This window comes from Achromobacter sp. NPDC008082 (assembly GCF_042957345.1).
In the GTDB taxonomy this organism is placed as follows: domain Bacteria; phylum Pseudomonadota; class Gammaproteobacteria; order Burkholderiales; family Burkholderiaceae_B; genus Achromobacter; species Achromobacter kerstersii_A.
This window is the reverse complement of record NZ_JBIBIB010000003.1, coordinates 54,111-74,381: the sequence shown is the minus strand read 5'-3', so window position 1 is coordinate 74,381 and position 20,271 is coordinate 54,111. Positions and strand designations below refer to the sequence as shown.

Below are 20,271 nucleotides of genomic sequence, written 5' to 3'. Positions count from 1 at the left end.
CCCCCCGCGTCCTTATTGCAGCTTGATCTGCGCGCGGTCGATCACCGTCTTCCAGCGGTCGCGTTCCGTGCGGATCTGATCGCCAAATTCCGCCGGCGTATTGCCCAGCGGAAACGCGCCCGTCTCTTCCATCTTGGCCGCCGTGGCGGGGTCGCGCACGGCTTGCGCAAACGCCTTCGCCAGCTTGTCGCGCACGTCGTCCGGCATGCCAGCCGGGCCGACAACGCCATACCACGCGGTGACGTCGTAGTCCTTGTAGCCCTGCTCCGCAAACGTCGGCACGTCCGGCAGGCGCGGGTTGCGCTCGGTGCCGGTGATGGCCAAGGCGCGCAGATGCTGGCTCTTCAGATACGGCAACGACGAGGGGAAGTTGTCGAAAATCACCGGCACGACGCCGCCCACCGTATCGGTCAGCGCAGGCGCCGAGCCCCGGTACGAAATGCTGTTCATCTTGCCGCCGATGATTTGCAGAAACCAGATCATGCCCAGGTCGTTCACGCCGCCCGCGCCCGCATTCGCGTAGCCGTCCTTATTTGGATTGGCGCGCACATGCGTGACGAAGTCGGCCAGCGTCTGCGCGGGGTACTTCGGATTCACGCTCAGGATGTTGGGGCTGGTGACCAGGTTGCTGATCGGCGTGAAGTCCTTGACCGGGTCGTACGCCAGGTTGGGAAACAGGTGCGGCGCGGTGCCGTGCGTGCTGACGGTGGCCAGGCCCACGGTGTAGCCGTCGGGCTTGGCGCGCGCGGTGGCGGTCATGCCGATGGTGCCGGACGCGCCAGTGCGGTTCTCCACCACAATCTGCTGGCCCAGAATCTCGCCCGCCTTCGCCGCCGCCAAACGGCCAACGATATCAGTGGGGCCGCCTGCCGGGAACGGCACGATCAGTGTGATGGGGTGGTCAGGAAAAGCCGCGTGGGCAGCGGGCAGCACGGCCGCAAGCAGTACGGCGGCACAGGTTTTGCGCATCATGATGGGGTTGTCTCCTAGGGATTGGGTTAGTTGTTATTGATAGGTTGTTGGGCGCAGCCGCGCAGTCAGCCAGCGGCGCAGTCAGCTTGCTCCAGCCTCTCGCCGCAAAATCTTGCCCGGCCGCGTCATGCCTTTCACGGCGGGAAACACCGGCTGCCCATTGACCAGCACGTGCTCGACGCCTGCCGATGGCAGCGTGGGCGATTCCCACGTGGCGCGGTCCAGCACGGTGTCCGCGTCGAACACCACGATGTCCGCCCACGCGCCCGGGCTCAGTTGGCCCCGGCCCGCCAGCCCGAACACGCGCGCGGGCAAGGCCGTCATCTTGGCGATGGCGGCTTCCAGCGTCAGAAGTTCGGCCTCGCGCACGTAGCGGCCCAACACGCGCGTGAAGCTGCCCCACAAACGGGGATGCGGGTGCGCGTCGTTGGGCAGGCCGTCTGAACCCACCATGCAGCAGTCATGCTGGAAGATGCGCCGCACCTCGGCTTCATCCATGGCAAAGTAGATGGCGCCTGCGGGGCTGAGCCGCTCGGCCGCTTCCTGTTTGCCGCATCCCCAGCGCGCAGCGATATCGGCAAGCGATTCCCCGCTGCATTCGGGATGCGGCACCGACCACGTGATGCGGATGTCATCAATGCTGTCGGCGCGTTCCGGGATCAGGATGGTGGAGCTGCCCGGGTACGGGTAGATGTCCAGCGCCACGTCCACGCCTTCGGCGCGCGCGCGGTCGATGTTGGCCAGCGTGGCGCGGCTCTTGCCCCAGTTGCGCGGCATCATGCATTTGTGGTGCGACAACACGGTGGCGCAGCCGGTGTTGCGGCCAACAGATAGCACTTCGTCCACCGCCGCTTCGACCTCATCGCCCTCGTTGCGGATGTGGCTCGTGTGCAGCGCGCCTTGTGCAGCGGCCACGCGGGCCAGGCCGTCCAGTTCCGCTTGCTCGGCCACGCCGCCCGGCTGATACGCCAGGCCCGTGCTGAAGCCCACCGCGCCCGCCGCCAACGCATCGGCCAGCATGCGTTCCATGGCGCGTTGCTCGTCAGGCGTGGGCGCGGCGGCCGGGTCGCGCATGGCGGCCAGACGCAAGTTGGCATGGCCGACCAGCGCGGCCACGTTGATCATCGGTTGTTGCGCGCGCAGCGTATCAAAGTACGCGTGCATGTCGGCGAACAAGGGCGTTTCGCCCAGCAACGCCAGCGCCGCTGCGGTGTTGCCCGGCAAGGGCGCGGGCGCGCCGCTGACACCGCAGTTGCCCACCACCACCGACGTAATCCCCTGGCTGGTCTTCCATTCCAGGCCCGGCTTTTCCACGAACATCAGGTCATCGTGGCCATGCGAATCAATGAAGCCCGGCGCCACGATCTTGCCGCGCGCATCTAGCCGGCGTGTGGCGGCGGCATGGGACAAGTCACCGATGGCGGCAATGCGCTCGCCGGCTACCGCCACATCAGCGCGCCGGCGCGGTCCGCCCAAGCCGTCAATGACCCAGCCGCCTTCAATGATCAGATCGAATTTTTCCTGTTGCATGATTGCCCTGCCTGGATGAAGCCCCTAGTATCGTCCGCGCGATCAATCTGGAAAAATTGTTTTTATTGATCCATCTATCGTGGTTTGAAATGAATCGTCTGCCCAAGCACGTCACCCTGAAGCACTTGACCGCGTTTGTTGCGGTGGCCCAGGAATCCAGTTTCACGCATGCGGCCAAGCGCTTGTTCCAAACGCAATCGTCGGTGACGAGCCTGGTGCGCCAACTGGAAGACGCGCTTGCCACCCAGCTCTTTGCGCGCACCAGCCGGCGCGTGTTGCTGACGGCGGCGGGCGAAGAATTCCTGCCGCGCGTGATGCGGCTGCTGGCGGATTTTGATGGCGTGATCGAAGACGTGGTGCGTTTTGGCGCGTTGGAGCGCGGGCGCGTGGGCCTGGCCGCGGCGCCATCGGCCATTACGGAAATCATCGCGCCAGCGGCCGCAGCATTTGCGGCGCAGTACCCGGCCGTGCGCCTATACCTGAGCGACGACAACTCTGGCCGCATCCAGCGCAAAGTGGCCGCGCGCGAGGTGGACTTCGGGCTGACCAGCCGCTGGGCCGATGCGCCCGGCTTGCGCTTTGATCCCTTGTTGGAAGACCGCTTCGGGGTGCTGTACCGCGCCGACGACGACAGCCTGCGCCCGGGCCGCGACGGCACGATGCGCTGGTCGGATCTGGCGCAACGCAAGCTGGTGGGCGTGGTGGACGAAACCGGCATCATGGCGCTGTTGCGCGCCCGCGCGGATTTACCGATTGAGGCCGGCGCGCCTTTCTATGAAGCGTCCAGCACCACGTCGCAAGCGGCGCTGGTGAAGGCGGGCCTGGGCGTGGCGCTGCTACCGGCGTTGGCCGCGGAACGCGTGCTGGAACCCGGCCTGGCCTACGCCTTGCTGGCGCGGCCCACCGTTGTGCGCACGGTGTGCATCATCCGGCACAAGGAATATCCGCTAAGCCCCGCCGCGCAGGCGCTGATCCGCGCCATTCATGACTATCTGCGCGACGCGGCGCTACCCGCTGGCTGCAAGCGCGTGCCAGTGAGCAGGAAGACGTTGGCGGCGTAGCGGCAATCGCCAGACGAGGCTGGCCGCGGCTCAACCCTGCGCTACGCCGCGCGCACCTTCTCATCCAGCGCGGCCAGCCCCGCCGCGAAGACGCCCTGGCCCACGGCCTTGGCCACGTCGGCCAGTTCGGCGCCTTCCACGCGGAAGTCCGCCCACCATTCCACCAGCGTGTGGCCGCTTTCGGTGATGGGGCGCAGCGACACGCCCGCGATGTAGTCACGCATCGGCAAGCTGGTCTCGATGATGGAGTAGCGCAGCGCCGTGCCGGGGTCGTCCAGCATCAGCAACTGCTCGCGCACAAAGCCCGAGGGCTTGAGCGCCAGATACCGCACGCTGCCCACCGCGTCGTGGCGGCCGTCGGCTTCCAGCCGGCTTTGCGCGATGCCCGGATGCCATCCGGCCAAGCCGTTGAAGTCACGGAACAAGGGCCAAACCTTGGCGAGCGGCGCGTGGATGATGGCACTGACGTGTACGGTGTGCGGCATGGGAACGCCTCTTAGAAGGTCAGGTTTTTGAACTCGCGCGTGGCAGCGGTCAGCGCGAGTTCGGTGGGCAGGCGCTCCATGGAGCTGGCGCCATAGAAACCGTGGCAATGCTTGCAGGCGCGCAGCACGTGCGCGGCGTCGTCAGGCGTGGCGATGGGGCCGCCATGGCACAGCACGATGAGGTCGGGGCGCACCGCCAGCGCGGCGGCGGCGATGCGGTCGATGGCGGCGACGCAGCCGTCCAGCGTCTGCGCGGTTTCGGCGCCGATGGAGCCGCCGGTGGTCAGGCCCATGTGCGCGACGATGATGTCGGCGCCCGCTTTCGCCATCGCCACCGCATCGTCTTCGTTGAACACGTAGGGCGTGGTCAGCATGCCCTTCTGGTGCGCCAGGCGGATCATGTCGACTTCCAGCGCGTAGCCCATGCCGGTCTCTTCCAGGTTGGCGCGGAAGGTGCCGTCAATCAGGCCCACGGTGGGAAAGTTCTGCACGCCGGAAAATCCCTGGCGCTTCAGGTCGTCCAGGAACACATCGAAATCGCAGAACGGGTCGGTGCCGTTCACGCCGGCCAGCACCGGCGTCTGCTTCACCACGGGCAGCACTTCGCGGCCCATGTCGACGACGATTTCGTTGGCGTTGCCGTAAGCCAGCAAGCCGGCCAGCGAGCCGCGCCCCGCCATGCGGTAGCGGCCCGAGTTATAGATCACGATCAGGTCGATGCCGCCCGCTTCTTCGCACTTGGCTGACAGCCCCGTGCCTGCGCCGCCGCCCACAATCGGCGTGCGCGCGCGCACCATGGCGCGAAACTTGTCCAGCAACTCGTTACGGTCAAAACGCGGCATAACGGCAATCCTTAGTGTGTAGCAATGTCAAGAAAGTGATCGGCCGCCGTCTTGGCGAACAGCGGGTCGTTGATGTGGCACGGCACGCGCACCAGGCGGCGGTTGGACGTCTGCACCAGATGCGCTTCCAGCGCGGCGAACAAGGCGGCATCGGCCTCGGGGTTCCAGAACGCCTGGCCCGGCGCGTCCAGCGCCGACACGCCGCCTTCGGGAATCAGAAAGCGCACCGGCCCGTTGCATTGATTCAGTTTCGCGGCAATCCATTCGCCCTGCCGCGTGTTTTCTTCAACCGTGGTGCGCATCAGCGTCACCTGCGGATTGTGCGGATAGAACTGGCGGCCCTGATAGCGTTCGGGCACGGTATCCATGCCGCCGAAATTCACCATGTCCAGCGCGCCGCAAGATCCAACATACGGCGCGCCCGTGCGCGCCACCGCACCGAAGCGGTCTTCGGTGCAGGCCAGCACGCCCCCGAACAGGAAGTCGCACACTTCCGTTGTGGTCAGGTCCAGCACGCCGCCCAGCAGATGGCTGTCCAGCAGCTTTTCCATCGACTGCCCGCCGGTGCCCGTGGCGTGAAACACCAGGCAGTCGTAGCGCGATTCCAGCAACGGCGTTACCTGCTGCACGCACGCGGTCGTCACACCGAACATGGTGATGCCAACGGCAGGCCGGCTGTCGTCTTCGGCGGCAATGCTGTCCGCCATCCGGAACGCGCCTGCGACGGCGCCTGCGGCATTGGCCAGCACACGGCGCGAAATGCGGTTCAGACCGGCCACGTCGGTTACGGAATACATCATGGCGATATCAGAGGGCCCGACATATGGCGCGACATTGCCCGAGGCCATTGTCGACACCATCAGCTTGGGCGTGCCGATGGGCAAGGCGCGCATGGCGGGGGTGATCAGCGCGGTGCCGCCCGAGCCGCCCAGGCCCAGCATGGCGCCAATGCCGTCATGGCTGGCCGCATAGCGTTCAAAGGCCAGCGCCATGGCGGCGATTGCGGTGCCGCGGTCGCCGGTGAAGACGGCGTCAACGCCATCGGGATGGCTGCGCGCCACCTCTTGCGCCTGCACCTGCGCCGCGCTGGCGGCGCCCGAGGTGGACACGTCCACCGACACCACGTCCAGCCCTTCGCGCTTGAGCAGATTCACGACGTACTCGGCTTCGTGGCCCTTGGTGTCGTAGGTGGCGGCAACAAAGACCCGCCGATTCGAATGCGTCATGGCTCCTCCGCGGGCGGCTACACTCGGTGCGCGCCTCGATATGTGAGGCCGCTAGGCCTGTAGAATCAAGAAATGAGACGAAAGAATCATACTGAGACACCTGTCTCACGTCAAACCTTAGCCCCTGCCAAACCCGCCGCCGGATCGGGCGCGGCCGCCCGCCTGATCGCGCCCGCCAGCCGGCAGGCCGCGGCCAGCGGCGAACCGCCGCACGGGCCACGCGCCCGCATGCGCAAGACGCTGCTGGATGCGGCGCAGCAGTTGATGGCCCAGGGCATCACGCCATCGGTTGCCGAACTGGCCGAACACGCCCAGGTATCGCGCGCCACCGCGTACCGCTACTTTCCCAGCCAAAGCGCGCTGATCGCCGCCGTGGTGGACGAGAGCCTGGGCCCGATCCTGGCGTGGGACTCCACCGCGCCGGATGCCGCGACGCGGGTCGATGAGCTGCTGCGCTTTGCCTACCCCCGGCTGGCCTCGCACGAAGCGCCGCTGCGCGCCGCCATCATGGTGTCTTTGCAGCAGCACGCCGAAGCCGCCGCGGGCAAGTCCACCGCCGAACCGCGATTGGTGCGCGGCCACCGCGTTGACATCCTGAAGCGCGCCATCGCGCCCTTGGCGGCTGAGCTGTCGGCGGCCGAGCAGGCGCGCGTGGCGCAAGCGTTGTCGCTGGTGTACGGCACGGAAGTGTTTCTGGTGTTGAAAGACATCTGGAATCTAGATCTGCCCGCGGTGACGGACGTGGTGCGCTGGACGGCCAACGCCATCATCAACCAGGCGCTGGCCGACGCGAACGCGGCGAAGCCGTAGCGCCTGGCGCACGGCTGTCATGGCCGCGTCACCCGCCGCCTGCATAGTTCCGCGTTTTGCGGCCATGCCTTTCGCATGCCGCCAAACGTTGGAGTGTGTCCATGCAGTTCGAAGTATCCCGCTTGCGGCGGGCCATCATGCCCTTGTCGCTGGCTTGCGTCACCCTGTTAAGCGCGTGCGGCGGCAGTGATGACGATGATGAAGCCGTGACAGAGCCCAGCCCGCCGGTCGTCACGGAACCCGCACCGCCCGTCGAGCCCAAGCCCCCGGTTGAAACCGGCGCCTGGAGCGCGGGCGACCTGCATGTGCACACGTACCAATCGGACGACGCGCAAGTCAGCCTGGAAAGCGCGCTGGATCAGGCCTTTGACCGCTACCAGCTGGACTGGGCCGCCATTTCGAACCACTTGCGCCTGTCGGGCCGTGACCACACCGGCACCGCGCTGGCAGGCGGCTCCATCCCGTTTTCCAGCGGCATGGCGCAGTACGAAGTGCCTTTCATCAAGAGCGCGCAGGCCGCAGGCCGCTATGCGGGCAAGATCATCTTCTCGTCGTTCGAATGGGACATGCCCACGCATGACCACGTGAACATCGGCATAGGCACGAACGACCCGATGTCGGCCAAATCGCTGGAAGCGGTGGCCGAATTCGAATACCTGTTCACCAACCGCGACCCCGCGCTGTTCGACCCGCTGCTGGTGTCGCGCTTGTCGGGCGAAACCCGCGCGTTCACCACGCATGCCGATTCGCTGGCCGCACTGAAGTGGCTGCGAGACAAACATCCCGACAGCTACATGCTGCTGAATCACCCGTCGCGCTATGCCGGCAAGTACACGGTGGCCCAGCTGCGCGAAATGAATGACCTGGCCCCGTCCGTTTTCTTCGCCATTGAAGGCATGGTGGGTAACCAGATGGAGCCCGACCGCGGCGGCTACGCCACGGCCTACACCAACGCCTTCCTGCCCAACCGCACGTATGGCGGCGTGGACTATCTGGTGGCGCACCTGGGCGGCACCTGGGATGCGCTGTTGGGCGAAGGCCGGCGCATCTGGACGGTGGCCGATTCCGACTTCCACTTCCGCACCGCATCGGGCCTGTACAGCTCTGGCTACGCGCCCGGCGAATACGCCAAGACGCACGTCTGGAAAGACGGCAACGATATGGCGGCCGTGGTCGCGGGCTTGAAAAGCGGCCGCGTGTTCGGTGTGTTTGGCGACTTGATCGACGCGCTGGACTTCCAGGCCAAGGGCGCAGCCGGCGCGGTGCACATGGGCGGCGAGCTGCAAGCCGCCAAGGGCGAGAAAGTGGAAGTCACCATCCGCTTTCGCAGCCCCGACAGCAACCACTACGAATACCCGATCGAAAGCGGCAATCCGACCTACGTGAAACCCACCGTCAACCACGTGGACCTGATCGTAGGCGAAGTGGGCGCGCGCGCCGCCGCCGGCACCGCGGGTTATGACGCCGACACCAACCCCACCACCCGAGTGCTGGCCCGCTACACGCGCGCCGACTGGACGGTGGACGCCGAAGGCTACAACGTCATCAAGACCACGGTGACGGCGGACAAGAGCCTGTACCTGCGCTTGCGCGGCACGAACCTGGGCGTGGACGTGGCGGGCGAAACGGCAGCGGGCGAACCCCTGCCCGACGCCAAGGTGGACCTGGCGGATAACGCCGCCCGCTTCAACGCCATCAACGCGCGCAACTACAACGATCTGTGGTTCTACTCGAACCCGGTATTCGTGACGGTCGCGCCGTAACGCGGGTGAACCCAGACCGGATGCCCATCCGGTCGCAGGCGAAAAAAAAGCCCAGCGCATATTGCGCTGGGCTTTTTTCCTTTGCAGGACTTACTGCAAGGTGCGGGTGAAGATGAATTCCCCGTCTTGCCAATCGACCGGCACCACATCGCGCGGCCCGAACTTGCCTTCCAGGATCAGGCGCGCCACCGGGTTCTCGATCTGTTGCTGGATCGCGCGCTTCAAGGGGCGCGCGCCAAACACCGGATCGAAACCGGAGCGGGCCAGTTCCGCCAAGGCGGCCTCGGTCACTTCCAGGCGCATCTCCTGCTTTTCCAAGCGCGCGCCAAGACGGCGCAGCTGGATGCGGGCGATGGACTCGATGTGCTGCGCTTCCAGTCCGTGGAACACCACCACTTCGTCGATACGGTTCAGGAATTCAGGCCGCAGGGTTTGCTTCAACTCGCCCCACACCACTTCCTTGACCACGTCATACGGCTGGCCCGCCAGGCTCTGGATATGATGCGAACCCAGGTTGGACGTCATCACGATCACCGTGTTGCGGAAGTCCACCGTGCGGCCCTGGCCATCGGTCAGACGGCCGTCGTCCAGCACTTGCAGCAACACGTTGAACACGTCCGGATGGGCCTTTTCAACCTCGTCCAGCAGCACCACGCTATACGGCTTGCGGCGCACGGCTTCGGTCAGATAGCCGCCCTCTTCGTAGCCCACGTATCCCGGCGGCGCGCCAATCAGCCGCGCCACCGAATGCTTCTCCATGAACTCGCTCATGTCGATGCGGATCAGGTGCTCTTCGGAGTCGAACATGAACTCGGCCAGCGCTCGTGTGAGTTCGGTCTTGCCCACGCCGGTGGGGCCCAGGAACAGGAACGAACCGTAAGGCCGCGCCGGGTCGGCAAGACCCGCACGCGAACGCCGGATGGCGTCGGACACCAGCCGCACGGCCTCGTCCTGGCCCACCACGCGCTTGTGCAGGAACTCTTCCATGTGCAGCAACTTCTCGCGTTCGCCCTGCATCATCTTCGACACGGGAATACCGGTGGCGCGCGACACGACTTCGGCGATTTCTTCGGCGCCGACCTTGGTGCGCAGCAGACGCGGACGGCTTTCGTCGCCCTCGGCGTTTTCAGCGGCTTGCGCCGCGCCCACTTCGGCGGCCTTCAGGCGCGACTCCAAGTCCGGCAGCTTGCCGTATTGCAGTTCAGCCAGCTTGTCGAATTGACCCTTGCGCTGCAACTCCGCCATTTCGGCGCGCACGCTGTCGATCTCTTCCTTGATGGCCTGCGTGCCTTGCACAGCGGCTTTCTCGGCCTTCCAGATTTCTTCGAAGTCGTTGTATTCGCGTTGCAGCTTTTCCAGTTCGTCTTCAATGACGCCCAGGCGGCGCTTGGACGCGTCGTCGGTTTCCTTCTTGACGGCTTCGCGCTCGATCTTCAGCTGGATGATGCGACGGTCAAGCTTGTCCATCACCTCGGGCTTGGAATCGATTTCCATGCGGATGCGCGCACCGGCTTCGTCGATCAGGTCGATGGCCTTATCGGGCAGGAAGCGGTCGGTGATGTAGCGGTGCGACAGCTCGGCCGCGGCCACGATCGCCGGGTCGGTGATTTCAACACCGTGGTGGATTTCATAGCGTTCCTGCAAACCGCGCAGGATCGCGATGGTGGATTCCACATCGGGCTCGTCGACCAGCACCTTCTGGAAGCGCCGCTCCAGCGCCGCATCCTTTTCGATGTACTTGCGGTATTCGTCCAGCGTGGTGGCGCCGATGCAATGCAGCTCGCCGCGCGCCAGCGCAGGCTTGAGCATGTTGCCGGCGTCCATCGCGCCTTCGGCCTTGCCCGCGCCCACCATGGTGTGCAGCTCGTCGATGAAGACGATGTTGCTGCCGTCGTCCTGGCCCAGCTCTTTCAGCACGGCCTTCAGGCGTTCTTCGAATTCACCCCGGAACTTGGCGCCGGCCAACAGCGCCGCCAGGTCCAGCGACAGCACGCGCTTGCCGCGCAGGCTCTCGGGCACTTCGTCGTTGACGATGCGCTGCGCCAGGCCTTCGACGATGGCGGTCTTGCCCACGCCGGGTTCACCGATCAGCACCGGGTTGTTCTTCGTGCGGCGTTGCAGGATCTGGATGGTGCGGCGGATTTCGTCGTCGCGGCCGATCACCGGGTCGAGCTTGCCTTGGCGGGCGCGCTCGGTCAGGTCCATCGTGTACTTGGACAGGGCTTCGCGGTTGGATTCGCCTTCGGCGCCCGACACGTTTTCGCCGCCGCGCACGGCGTCGATGGCGGACTCCAGAGCCTTCTTTTGCAGGCCGGCTTCACGCAGGATGCGGCCGGCTTCGCCCTTGTCGTCGGCCAGCGCCAGCAGGAACAATTCGCTGGCGATATAGGTGTCGCCGCGGCGCGCGGCTTCCTTGTCGGTGCGCGTGAGCACGGCGTTCAGGTCACGGCCAACCTGGACGTTATCGTCGCCTTGCACCTGGGGCAGCGACTTCAGGGCGCTTTCCAAAGCGGGTTGCAGGCGGTTCACCGCCACACCGGCGCGCGCCAACAGGCTGCTTGCTCCGCTGTCCGCGTCGGACAACAGCGCCGACAGCACGTGTACGGGCTCGATGTAGGGGTGGTCGTTGCGGGCGGCCAGACTTTGGGCGTCGGCCAGGGCTTGCTGGAACTTGGTAGTCAGTTTGTCGAATCGCATAATGGTCGTTTGGCTTGTTGGGGAGCCTGACCGATACGTGCCGGCTGGCTCGATATCCTGAATATGCGGTCGGATGAGAGAATTTCAACACCTGCCGCACACGGGTTTGCTGTGACGTGCAATCGAACGTGCAATCAAACGTGCATTCAGCCATGCATCTGGGCAATGCATCCGGACATGGATCAATAAACCGAGCTATGAGCATATACGTTTTTGTCTACGGCACCCTACGCGCCGGCGAAATCAATGACCTGGCGAAAGCCGCCGCCCGGCGCGGGCTGCCCGCCGCCGAATGGGTCGGCGCGGCCACCGTGCCGGGCGTGCTGGTCGACTTCGGCGACTGGCCCGGGCTGATCCCGGTGGCCGATGGGCGGCGGGTGCGCGGCGACGTCTACCGGGTCGATCCCGGCCTGATCGCCTTGATGGACGAGATCGAAGAATACGTGCCCGGCCAGCCGTGCTGTTTTGTGCGCCGCGACGTCACCGCGCGCCTGGATACGCCCGCGGGCGGCGCCCCTGACATCGCCTGCCAGTACTACCCGATCGACCCGGCGCTGCGGGCCGCCGCCATCGATATCCCGGGCGACGACTGGATCGCGCACCGCCGTCGCCGAAGCGGTGAAGACGCCCCGTAAGACGGGCGTAGTAACAACCGACTACAATGGAATTTGTCTTCACGCTTTTACACCCGTCCCTGCCCTTTGCGGCGCGACGGGCACTCTAGAGGTCATCGTATGCAAAAACGGGTTCCCGTTGCCCCTGATGCCGCCCACTGTTCCACCTGCATGTTGGGCCACGTGTGTGTTCCCGTGGGCATGGCTGCCGCCGAAGTGGAAAAGCTGGACGAGCTGGTGAAAGAGCGTGTGCGCCTGGAAAAGGGCAAAACGCTGTATTCGCTGGATCAACCGCTGGACGCCGTTTATGGCGTGCGTTTCGGCAGCATCAAGACTCAGCTCGAAGACGCCACCGGCCAGATTCAAATCACCGGTTTTCACCTGCCCGGCGAAATCGTCGGCATGGACGGCATGCTTGATAGCAAGCACGTGTCCGCCGCCGTGGCGCTGGAAGACTCCGAAGTCTGCGTCATCCGCCTGACCGAAGTCGATCGCGTGGCGGCGCACCTGCCGTCGCTGCAACAGCAATTCCGCCGTCTGATGAGCCGCGAAATCACGCGTTCGCATCAGATGCTGGCGTCGCTGGGTTCGATGCGTTCTGAACAGCGCCTGGCCGCTTTTCTCTTGAACCTGTCGCAACGTTATGCCTCGCTGGGCTATTCGTCGACCGAGTTCGTGCTGCGCATGAGCCGCGAAGAAATCGGCAACTTCCTGGGCCTGACCTTGGAAACCGTCAGCCGATTGTTCTCGCGTTTCGCACGCGAGGGCCTGATCAAGATCAACCAGCGCGAAGTCCGCATCCTGGACCTGCCCGCGCTCAAGCAGCTGCTCGGTCACGAGGGCTGCTGATCGCCCGCCGCGCCATGCGCCGCGCGCCTGCCTCTTCCGTCTCCCACCGCTTCCCCGCTACGCACGGCGCAGCGCGCCAAGCGTCCGGGCGCCGGCTGGGTGCGGCGCTGGCCTTGGTTGCCGTGCTCGCCCCCTGGGCCGCGCATGCGCAGACGCCGCTGCCTGACCCTTACGATTACGACGAAGCCGTGCCGGCGCCCAAGCGCGCCGCGCCCTTGCGCTGGCAACCCGTCGAGCTGGGCAAACCGGGCCGCAAGTACAAAATTCCGGTCTACGCCAATCGCAATCTGACGAAAGATGATCTGCGCGACATCAAGCAGGTCATCGTCATCATCCACGGCGTCAAACGCGATGCCGACCGCTATTACGAAACCACCGCTGAACTGCTGACGCACAACCCCGAGCGGGCGCGCGACACGCTGATTCTGGCGCCGCGCTTCTCCGGGTCCATTGATTCGGGGTTTGCCGGCATGGCCGCGTGGCGCAAGTCCAGCTGGGAAGACGGCGATGAAAGCGTGCAGGCCAGCGGCCGGCCCGCGCCCGTCTCGTCGTTCCAGGTGCTGGACGACCTGCTGCGCAGCCTGGACGACCGCAAGCGTCTGCCCACGCTGGCCGGCATCGTGCTGGCCGGGCACTCGGCCGGGGGCCAACTGGTGCAGCGCTACGCCGTGCTGAACAACGTGGACGGCCCGCTGCGGCGCGATGGCCTGGCGCTGCGCTACGTCATCGCCAACCCGTCGTCCTACCTGTACCTGACCAACGAACGCCCGCGCGCCGATGGCAAGGGCTACGCGCCCTACGAACGCGGCATCTGCCCCACCTACAACCAGTACAAGTACGGCACGGACAAGCTGCCCGCGTACGTGTCGGCCTATGTGACAGGGTCGGTGTCTCCCAATGCGCGCGACACCGACGACACCCGGCTCTTTGTCCGCTACGCCGCGCGCGACGTCACCTATCTGCTGGGCGGCGCCGACAACAACCCCGAACACCGGCTGCTGGACAAGACCTGCGGCGCCGAAGCTCAGGGCGCCACGCGGCTGGCTCGTGGCACGGGCTATCTGCAATACGAATACGTGCTGGCCGCCCGCGGTGCGAAGCCCGTCACGCTGCACCGCAGCAGCTTCGAAGTGGGCGGCGTGGGCCACGACAACGCGCGCATGTTCGGCTCGGTCTGCGGCGCGCAAGCGCTGCTAGGCAGCGGCGCGCAAACGGGCGACCGCGCCGCCGCGTGCGACATCATCAAGCCGCGCGGCCGCTAATCCTGACATTTTCCTGAATAACAACTATTTACCGGTGCTGCATTTCGCGCCGGGCAGGCGCAAGATACGTCAACGAGTTCCTCCCGAGAGCCGCTATGACGCAAACGTATCTCGACATGCCCGACGCCAAACGCCGCATCAAGGCCATCTTTGTCGGCTCGATGGGCAATCTGGTTGAGTGGTACGACTTCTACGCCTACACCGCCTTCGCTCTGTATTTCGCGCCCGCCTTTTTCCCGTCGCACGATCCCGTTGTCCAGCAACTGAACGCCGCCACGCTGTTTGCGGCCGGCTTCATCGTGCGGCCGCTGGGCGGATGGCTGTTCGGCCATATCGCCGACCGGCACGGGCGCCGAATATCGCTGATGGTGTCGGTGGTGATGATGTGCGTGGGCTCGCTGATCATCGCCGTCACGCCCACCTACGCCACCATCGGTTTCGCCGCGCCGGCGTTGCTGGCGCTGGCCCGTGTGATCGAGGGCTTGAGCCTGGGCGGCGAGTACGGCGCCAGCGCCACCTACCTGACCGAGATCGCCGACCCCGAGCATCGCGGCTTTTATTCCAGCTTCCAGTACGTGACGCTGATCGGCGGACAGCTCTGCGCAATCCTGGTGCTGCTGCTCTTGCAGAACGTATTCCTGACCCACGAACAACTGGTCGATTGGGGCTGGCGCATTCCTTTTGTGATCGGCGCCATGCTGGCGATTGTGACCGCGCTGATGCGGCGCGACATGCCCGAGACCGATTCCTACAAGGAAGCCCAGAAGACCAAGCCCAAAACGAGTTCGCTGCGGGGCCTGATGAAATATCCGCGTGAAGTGGCCATCGTCGTCGGGCTGACCGCGGGCGGCACCGCGGCCTTCTATACGTTCACGACGTACATGCAGACGTTCGTGCGCCAGACGTCGGGCTTTTCCGACATCACCACCACCTACATCATCGCGGCCTCGCTCATCTTCGCGCTGATCCTGCAACCGCTGTATGGCGCGCTGTCGGACAAGGTTGGCCGCAAGCCGCTCTTGATTTTCTTCGGCGTGGCGGGCGCGCTGCTGACCGTGCCCATCCTGATGACCTTGTCGCATACGCGTTCGCCCTTCATCGCCTTCCTGCTGATCTGCGGCGCATGGGTGTTCACGGCGGGCTACACGTCGATCAACGCCGTGGTGAAGGCCGAACTGTTTCCCACGAACATCCGCGCCACGGGCGTGGCCGTGCCTTACGCCGTCACTGTGTCGATCTTCGGCGGCACGGCCCCGGCCATTGCGCTGTTCTTCAAACAGCAAGGGCATGAGCAATGGTTCTACTACTACCTGGCCGGCGTGATCTTTGTGTCTCTGCTGGTGTACGCAACCATGCGCGACACCAAGCATCAGTCGGCCATGCACCGGCACGACTAAGCCTTCGGGAAATTCCCAATGCTGCTGGCTTGACGCCGGCAGTTTTTTGGATCAATACTTAACCTTATGGTTAACTTAAACGACGACACGCTGGACAGCATCTTTTCCGCCCTGGCCGACGCCACCCGGCGGCGGGTGCTGGCCGATCTGGAACAAGGCACGGCATCCGTCAGCGACCTGGCCCGGCCTCACGCGATGTCGCTGCCCGCCTTCCTGAAGCATTTGCGGGTGCTGGAAGACGCCGGGCTGATCGCCCGCGCCAAGGACGGCCGCGTCGTCAGTTGCACGCTGTCGCCCGAACCCATGCAGGCCGCCTCCACCTGGCTTGCGCGCTACGAGAAGTTCTGGAGCGGCCAACTGGATTCGCTGGCCCGATACCTGTATCACGACGAGGAGATCCATCCATGTCCGCCCGAAACCCCGACGACGACCACAGCCATAACCGCAGCGACACCCGCAGCAAAACCCCCAGCGACGCCCCCCTTGAGCTCCGGCTCACTCGCCGCTTCACCGCCTCTGCCGAGCGCGTCTGGCGCGCCTGGACGGACCCGCAAGCGCTGATGCGCTGGTTCGGCCCCGCCGGCACCCAGCGCGTACTGCTGGCGGAAACCGATGTGCGGGTGGGCGGCGCCTACCAGGTGGGCTTTGTCACCGACGACGGCCAAGCCCATTACGCCAGCGGGGTGTACCGCGAAGTCGAGCCCCAGCGCCGTTTGGTATTCACATGGGCCTGGCGCGATACCCCCGACGACACCTCGTTGATCACCCTTGAATTGACCCCTGCGCAGGGCGGCACCGACCTCGCCTTCCTGCAAACCCCGTTTGTCGATCAAGCTACCCGTGACAGCCATGAAACCGGCTGGGCGGGCGCTATGGACCGGCTGGCGGACCATCTGGCAAGCGCAGTCTGACTGCACTTCCTATGCAGCGCTTGCCGCTTACCGTTCCCGGGCCGCAATGGCCCGATCGAAGAAGGAGCCGCACCATGCAGACCCAACACGCCGTCGTACCCCGCCCCCAATGGGAGGCCGCCCGCGAGACCCTGCTTAGCCGTGAGAAAGCGCTGACCCGCAGCCAGGACGCGCTGGCCCGTGAACGCCAGGACCTGCCCTGGGTTCTGATGAACAAGGCGTATCAATTCCAAGGCGCAAACGGGCCACTAGGCCTGGCCGACCTGTTTGGCGGCAATAGCCAACTGATCATCTACCACTTCATGTACGGCCCGGACTGGGAAGAAGGCTGCGTGGGCTGCTCGTTTCTGGCCGACCACCTGGACAGCGCCATCACGCATCTGCGCCATCACGATGTGTCGGTGGTGGCCGTGTCGCGCGCGCCATTCGCCAAGCTGGACGCCTTCAAACGGCGCATGGGCTGGCAGTTTGAATGGGTGTCTTCCGAGGGCTGCGACTTCAATGCCGACATGCACGCGTCGGTGCCGCTTGCCGACGGCAGTATCGAAGAACGCTCAGGCGCCAGCGCATTCTTCCGTGACCCCGACGGCGAAATCTTCCTGACCTATTCCGCCTTCGAGCGCGGCGTGGAACGGCTGGTTGGCGCGTACAACTATCTGGACTTCGCGCCGCTGGGACGCAACGAAAACGGCCCGCACTTCAACTTGGGCGACTGGGTGCGCCACCATGACCGGTACGACGACGCCAAGCCCGCCCCCTGCCACGCCTGCGCCTAGCCCGGCGCGCGCGATGACGGCGCTGTGGCTGGCCTGCCTGGCGGCCATGGCCCTGGGCCTGTGGGCGGACACCCGCCAGACGCCTGCGGCGCTGCTCGCCAGCGAATGCGGCGCGCCCGGAAGCCTGTGGGACATGGCATGGCGGCACGCCACCCTAATGCCCGTCAGCAGCGCGGCGATGGTGCTGGCCGCGCTGACGCCCTGGCCGCGCGGCCATGCGCCGGCGGCAGGCCGGAGGTTGCTGTGCGCCGCATTCATGGCGATCGGGATGGTGCTGGGTGCCCGGCTGGGTGCGATGGCGGCGCTTGCGTGCAGCGCGCCGCCCTTCGCCGGCATGGTGATAGGCATGGCGGCCGGCATGGCGGCGGGCTTGTTCCCGATGGCGCTAAGCGCTCGGAACGGCGACCTGGCCGGGGGCCGTAAGCGCGCTGGATAGCTGCTTGGGGCTGGACGCCATCCTAGCGCCGAGCGCCCGTCAGCGGCCGCTCGGCCGGCGCTGCGGCCGGTTCAATGGGTCCGGCCAGCGGCGCCTGGATCTCCAGCGCCGAGGCCGCACGCGCCACGCAGGGCAAGATCCAGCCCTCTTCTTTTTCGTCGCGCGACAGGCCGGGCCATTCGATCAGGTAGTCCACGGAGCCTTCCAGCAGCAGGCACATGCACGCCCGGCAAGTGCCATTACGGCATGAGCTCGGCAGCTTCACGCCCGCGCCTTGCGCGGCCATCAGCAAGGAAGTGTCCGCGCCTGCCTCAAAGCGCAGGCCGGCGGGCTGGACCAGAACGGGGAAAGCGGGCGCTGAGCAAGCGGACACGATGGAAGCAAGCAGGCGGCGCATTGACGCAGGCGGCTCAGCCCGCGTTGTCCTGCCAGTCCAGCTTCCAGGCGCCCGACAGCACGTTCTGCATCCACAGCACGCACGTCAAGGTCTTGGCGTCGGTGACCTCGCCTTTGCTGCAAGCGGCCAGCAGTTCGGCCGGGTCAGCGCTGATCACGTCCAGAAATTCGTCCTGGTCCAGCTGGCGCGGCCCGGCGCGCAAGCCGCGTGCGAAGAAGATATGAATGATTTCTGTCGAGTAGGCGATAGCCAGGTGCAAGGCCCCGGCATGCGCCCATTGGTCGGCGGTATAGCCGGTTTCCTCAAGCAGTTCGCGCTTGCCGCATACCAGCGGGTCTTCGCCCGGGTCGAGCTTGCCTGCCGGAAATTCCGTCATGACGCGGCCGATGGGGTAGCGGAACTGGCGCTCCAGCAACACCCGGCCGTCGTCCAGCAACGGAATCACCACGACCGCGCCGGGATGCACGACGTACTCGCGCGTAGCCGTGTTGCCATTGGGCAGGCTGACCGTGTCGCGGCGGATCTTCAGGAAACTGCCCTCGTAGGGGGCTTCGCTGGTGACCAGCGTTTCAACAAGATGGGGTTCGGATGGGCGGGTCATGAGGGCGTGTCGGAATCGTAGACAAGGCGCGGCGCAACGCGCCGGGCGCAAGCCAAGCAGCTTACCATCTGCCCAGGTCGCTGCATGCTGCTTGCTGCTTGCTGCTTGCTGCTTGCTGCTTGCTGCTTGCTGCCTGCTGCCTGCTGCCTACTGCTGGCTGCCTGCTGCTTGCTGCCTGCCGCCTTCTGCGTTCTGCCTGCTGCTTGCTGCTTGCTACCCGATGCTCGCCGCCTTCTGCCTGCCGCCAGCCGCCCGGTGCCTGCCGCCGCCCGCCGCTCAATCCCCCGGACCGGCCGCGCCTGGCGCAGCGCCGATCAGTCGAACTTGCGGCGGGCGTCCAGCGCCAGCCCGGCGCCGATGCTGCCAAACAGGTCGCCTTCCACGCTGCGCGCGCCCGGCACCAGGGCCGACACCGTTTCGCGCAAGCGCGGCACGCGGCTGGAGCCGCCGGTGAAGAACACCGTGTCCACATCCGCCGTGGCCACGCCTGCATCGCGCAGCAGCGCGCCCACGGTGGTTTCGACCTTTTCGATCAGCCGGCCCACACAGGCGTCAAATGACGGACGCGTCACGTCCACGCCCAGCTCCGGCGCGATGCGCGACAAATCAATGCGCGCCGAGGGCGTTTCCGACAGCGCAATCTTGGCCTCTTCCACCTGCACCGCCACCCAGTGGCCCGCCCGCTGCTTGACCAGATTCAACAGCAGATCGATCTTCTCGCGGTCGCCCGCTTCGGCCCGGATGTACGCAAAGTGCTCTGCGGCCTTGCGCGTGTAAGCCTGGTTGATCGTGTGCCAGCAAGCCAGGTTGCCGTACTGCGTGGACGGCACATCCTTGCCGCTGCGCAGTTGGCTGCCCAGCCCCAGCAAGGGCATGACGTGCGCCAGGCTTAGTTGTTTGTCGAAGTCCACCCCGCCGATGTGGACACCGCCATAGGCCAGGATGTCTTCCCGGCGATCCGCCTTGGCGGCGCGGCCCGGTCCCAGACGAATCAAAGAAAAGTCCGACGTACCGCCACCGATGTCGATAACCAGCACCAGCTCTTCACGGTCGATCTGCGACTCGTAATCGAATGCGGCGGCCAGCGGCTCAAACTGGAATTCAATATCGGTGAAGCCGACGCTGCGCGCAATTTCGCCCAGCGTGTCTTGCGCGGTCTGGTCGGCGGCGGTGTTGTCATCCACAAAGAACACTGGCCGGCCCAGCACGGCCCGCGTGAAATCCCGGCCAGCGGCCGTTTCGGCGCGCCGCTTCAATTCGGCGATAAAGCGCGTCAACAACACACGAAACGGAATCGAACGCCCTTGCACTTCCGTGGACCCATCGATCAGCGAGCTGCCCAGCAGGCTTTTCATCGACCGCATCAAGCGCCCGTCGTAGCCGGCCAGATAGTCGGAAATGGCGGCGCGGCCATAGCTGACCTCGGCGTCTTCGTCATGGAAAAAAATGGCCGACGGCAAGGTGGTCTTGCCGTCTTCCAGGGCGAGGAGCGCGCGCTGGTCGGGGCGGCTCCAGCCTACGGTGGAGTTGGAGGTGCCGAAGTCGACGCCGCATGCGGAGGAAATCATGGAGAATTCTGGGGCTGAAAGCAAAACGGCGGACAAGTGTACTCGCTTCGACGAGAGACAGCCGTCATGCCCCG

Annotated in this window: 19 protein-coding genes and 1 pseudogene; 11 read left to right on the top strand and 9 right to left on the bottom strand. The window is 65.5% G+C overall.

The window, feature by feature from the left end; all coding sequences use genetic code 11:
- Nucleotides 1-12 precede the first annotated feature (12 nt).
- Together ACFZAI_RS12555 and ACFZAI_RS12550 are read right to left on the bottom strand one after the other, a co-directional pair.
- Nucleotides 13-972 (bottom strand): tripartite tricarboxylate transporter substrate binding protein BugE, encoded by a 960-nt coding sequence (locus ACFZAI_RS12555; RefSeq protein ID WP_391567179.1) that lies wholly within the window; start codon nt 970-972, stop codon nt 13-15.
- An 81-nt stretch (nt 973-1,053) separates the two neighbouring features.
- Nucleotides 1,054-2,502, bottom strand: a complete 1,449-nt coding sequence (locus tag ACFZAI_RS12550; protein ID WP_391567178.1) for an N-acyl-D-glutamate deacylase — start codon at nt 2,500-2,502, stop codon at nt 1,054-1,056.
- Between the two features lie 89 nt (nt 2,503-2,591).
- On the opposite strand from ACFZAI_RS12550, the gene ACFZAI_RS12545 reads away from it, so the two are divergent.
- Nucleotides 2,592-3,563, top strand: a complete 972-nt coding sequence (locus ACFZAI_RS12545; RefSeq protein WP_391567177.1) for a LysR family transcriptional regulator — start codon at nt 2,592-2,594, stop codon at nt 3,561-3,563.
- Nucleotides 3,564-3,604: 41 nt separating this feature from the next.
- On the opposite strand, the gene ACFZAI_RS12540 is transcribed toward ACFZAI_RS12545, so the two are convergent.
- The 3 genes from ACFZAI_RS12540 to ACFZAI_RS12530 are packed head-to-tail and all read right to left on the bottom strand — an operon-like array spanning nt 3,605 to nt 6,116.
- Nucleotides 3,605-4,048: an SRPBCC family protein gene (locus ACFZAI_RS12540; protein ID WP_391567176.1), complete on the bottom strand. Its 444-nt coding sequence runs from the start codon at nt 4,046-4,048 to the stop codon at nt 3,605-3,607.
- An 11-nt stretch (nt 4,049-4,059) separates the two neighbouring features.
- Nucleotides 4,060-4,890, bottom strand: a complete 831-nt coding sequence (locus tag ACFZAI_RS12535; protein WP_391567175.1) for a phosphoenolpyruvate hydrolase family protein — start codon at nt 4,888-4,890, stop codon at nt 4,060-4,062.
- An 11-nt stretch (nt 4,891-4,901) separates the two neighbouring features.
- Nucleotides 4,902-6,116, bottom strand: coding sequence for a Tm-1-like ATP-binding domain-containing protein (locus ACFZAI_RS12530; RefSeq protein ID WP_391567174.1), 1,215 nt, complete (start codon nt 6,114-6,116; stop codon nt 4,902-4,904).
- 162 nt (nt 6,117-6,278) lie between these two features.
- On the opposite strand from ACFZAI_RS12530, the gene ACFZAI_RS12525 reads away from it, so the two are divergent.
- Entirely contained in the window at nt 6,279-6,926 is a 648-nt protein-coding gene (locus ACFZAI_RS12525; protein WP_342067967.1) for a TetR/AcrR family transcriptional regulator, read from the top strand.
- 101 nt (nt 6,927-7,027) lie between these two features.
- Complete coding sequence (locus ACFZAI_RS12520; protein ID WP_391567173.1) at nt 7,028-8,689, top strand: S-layer protein; 1,662 nt, start codon at nt 7,028-7,030, stop codon at nt 8,687-8,689.
- 90 nt (nt 8,690-8,779) lie between these two features.
- On the opposite strand, the gene clpB is transcribed toward ACFZAI_RS12520, so the two are convergent.
- The gene (gene clpB / locus ACFZAI_RS12515; protein ID WP_391567172.1) at nt 8,780-11,386 is read right to left on the bottom strand and encodes an ATP-dependent chaperone ClpB; all 2,607 of its coding nucleotides are present in this window, start codon (nt 11,384-11,386) and stop codon (nt 8,780-8,782) included.
- A gap of 197 nt (nt 11,387-11,583) precedes the next feature.
- On the opposite strand from clpB, the gene ACFZAI_RS12510 reads away from it, so the two are divergent.
- The 8 genes and pseudogenes from ACFZAI_RS12510 (at nt 11,584) to ACFZAI_RS12475 (ending at nt 17,631) form a co-directional block, all read left to right on the top strand.
- Nucleotides 11,584-12,021 carry a gamma-glutamylcyclotransferase gene (locus ACFZAI_RS12510; RefSeq protein ID WP_391567171.1) on the top strand — a complete coding sequence of 146 codons (438 nt, stop codon included), beginning with the start codon at nt 11,584-11,586 and terminating at the stop codon, nt 12,019-12,021.
- 99 nt (nt 12,022-12,120) lie between these two features.
- Nucleotides 12,121-12,849, top strand: coding sequence for a helix-turn-helix domain-containing protein (locus ACFZAI_RS12505; protein ID WP_391567170.1), 729 nt, complete (start codon nt 12,121-12,123; stop codon nt 12,847-12,849).
- Between the two features lie 14 nt (nt 12,850-12,863).
- On the top strand, nt 12,864-14,111 hold the full coding sequence (locus ACFZAI_RS12500) for a hypothetical protein (RefSeq protein ID WP_391567169.1): 1,248 nt from the start codon (nt 12,864-12,866) through the stop codon (nt 14,109-14,111).
- Between the two features lie 95 nt (nt 14,112-14,206).
- Complete coding sequence (locus ACFZAI_RS12495; RefSeq protein WP_391567168.1) at nt 14,207-15,508, top strand: MFS transporter; 1,302 nt, start codon at nt 14,207-14,209, stop codon at nt 15,506-15,508.
- Nucleotides 15,509-15,574: 66 nt separating this feature from the next.
- The gene (locus ACFZAI_RS12490) at nt 15,575-16,069 is read left to right on the top strand and encodes an ArsR/SmtB family transcription factor (protein WP_391567167.1); all 495 of its coding nucleotides are present in this window, start codon (nt 15,575-15,577) and stop codon (nt 16,067-16,069) included.
- A pseudogene (locus tag ACFZAI_RS12485) lies at nt 16,057-16,419 on the top strand (SRPBCC domain-containing protein); the annotation flags it as partial. The gene ACFZAI_RS12490 and the pseudogene ACFZAI_RS12485, both read left to right, overlap by 13 nt.
- Nucleotides 16,420-16,493: 74 nt before the next feature.
- Nucleotides 16,494-17,195, top strand: a complete 702-nt coding sequence (locus tag ACFZAI_RS12480; protein ID WP_391567166.1) for a DUF899 domain-containing protein — start codon at nt 16,494-16,496, stop codon at nt 17,193-17,195.
- 13 nt (nt 17,196-17,208) lie between these two features.
- The gene (locus ACFZAI_RS12475) at nt 17,209-17,631 is read left to right on the top strand and encodes a hypothetical protein (protein ID WP_391567165.1); all 423 of its coding nucleotides are present in this window, start codon (nt 17,209-17,211) and stop codon (nt 17,629-17,631) included.
- Nucleotides 17,632-17,653: 22 nt separating this feature from the next.
- On the opposite strand, the gene ACFZAI_RS12470 is transcribed toward ACFZAI_RS12475, so the two are convergent.
- From ACFZAI_RS12470 to ACFZAI_RS12460, 3 genes are all read right to left on the bottom strand, one after another.
- The gene (locus ACFZAI_RS12470; protein ID WP_391567164.1) at nt 17,654-18,028 is read right to left on the bottom strand and encodes a 2Fe-2S iron-sulfur cluster-binding protein; all 375 of its coding nucleotides are present in this window, start codon (nt 18,026-18,028) and stop codon (nt 17,654-17,656) included.
- A gap of 13 nt (nt 18,029-18,041) precedes the next feature.
- The gene (locus ACFZAI_RS12465; RefSeq protein WP_175169406.1) at nt 18,042-18,629 is read right to left on the bottom strand and encodes an NUDIX domain-containing protein; all 588 of its coding nucleotides are present in this window, start codon (nt 18,627-18,629) and stop codon (nt 18,042-18,044) included.
- Between the two features lie 314 nt (nt 18,630-18,943).
- The gene (locus ACFZAI_RS12460; protein WP_391567163.1) at nt 18,944-20,197 is read right to left on the bottom strand and encodes an Hsp70 family protein; all 1,254 of its coding nucleotides are present in this window, start codon (nt 20,195-20,197) and stop codon (nt 18,944-18,946) included.
- Nucleotides 20,198-20,271: the final 74 nt, after the last annotated feature.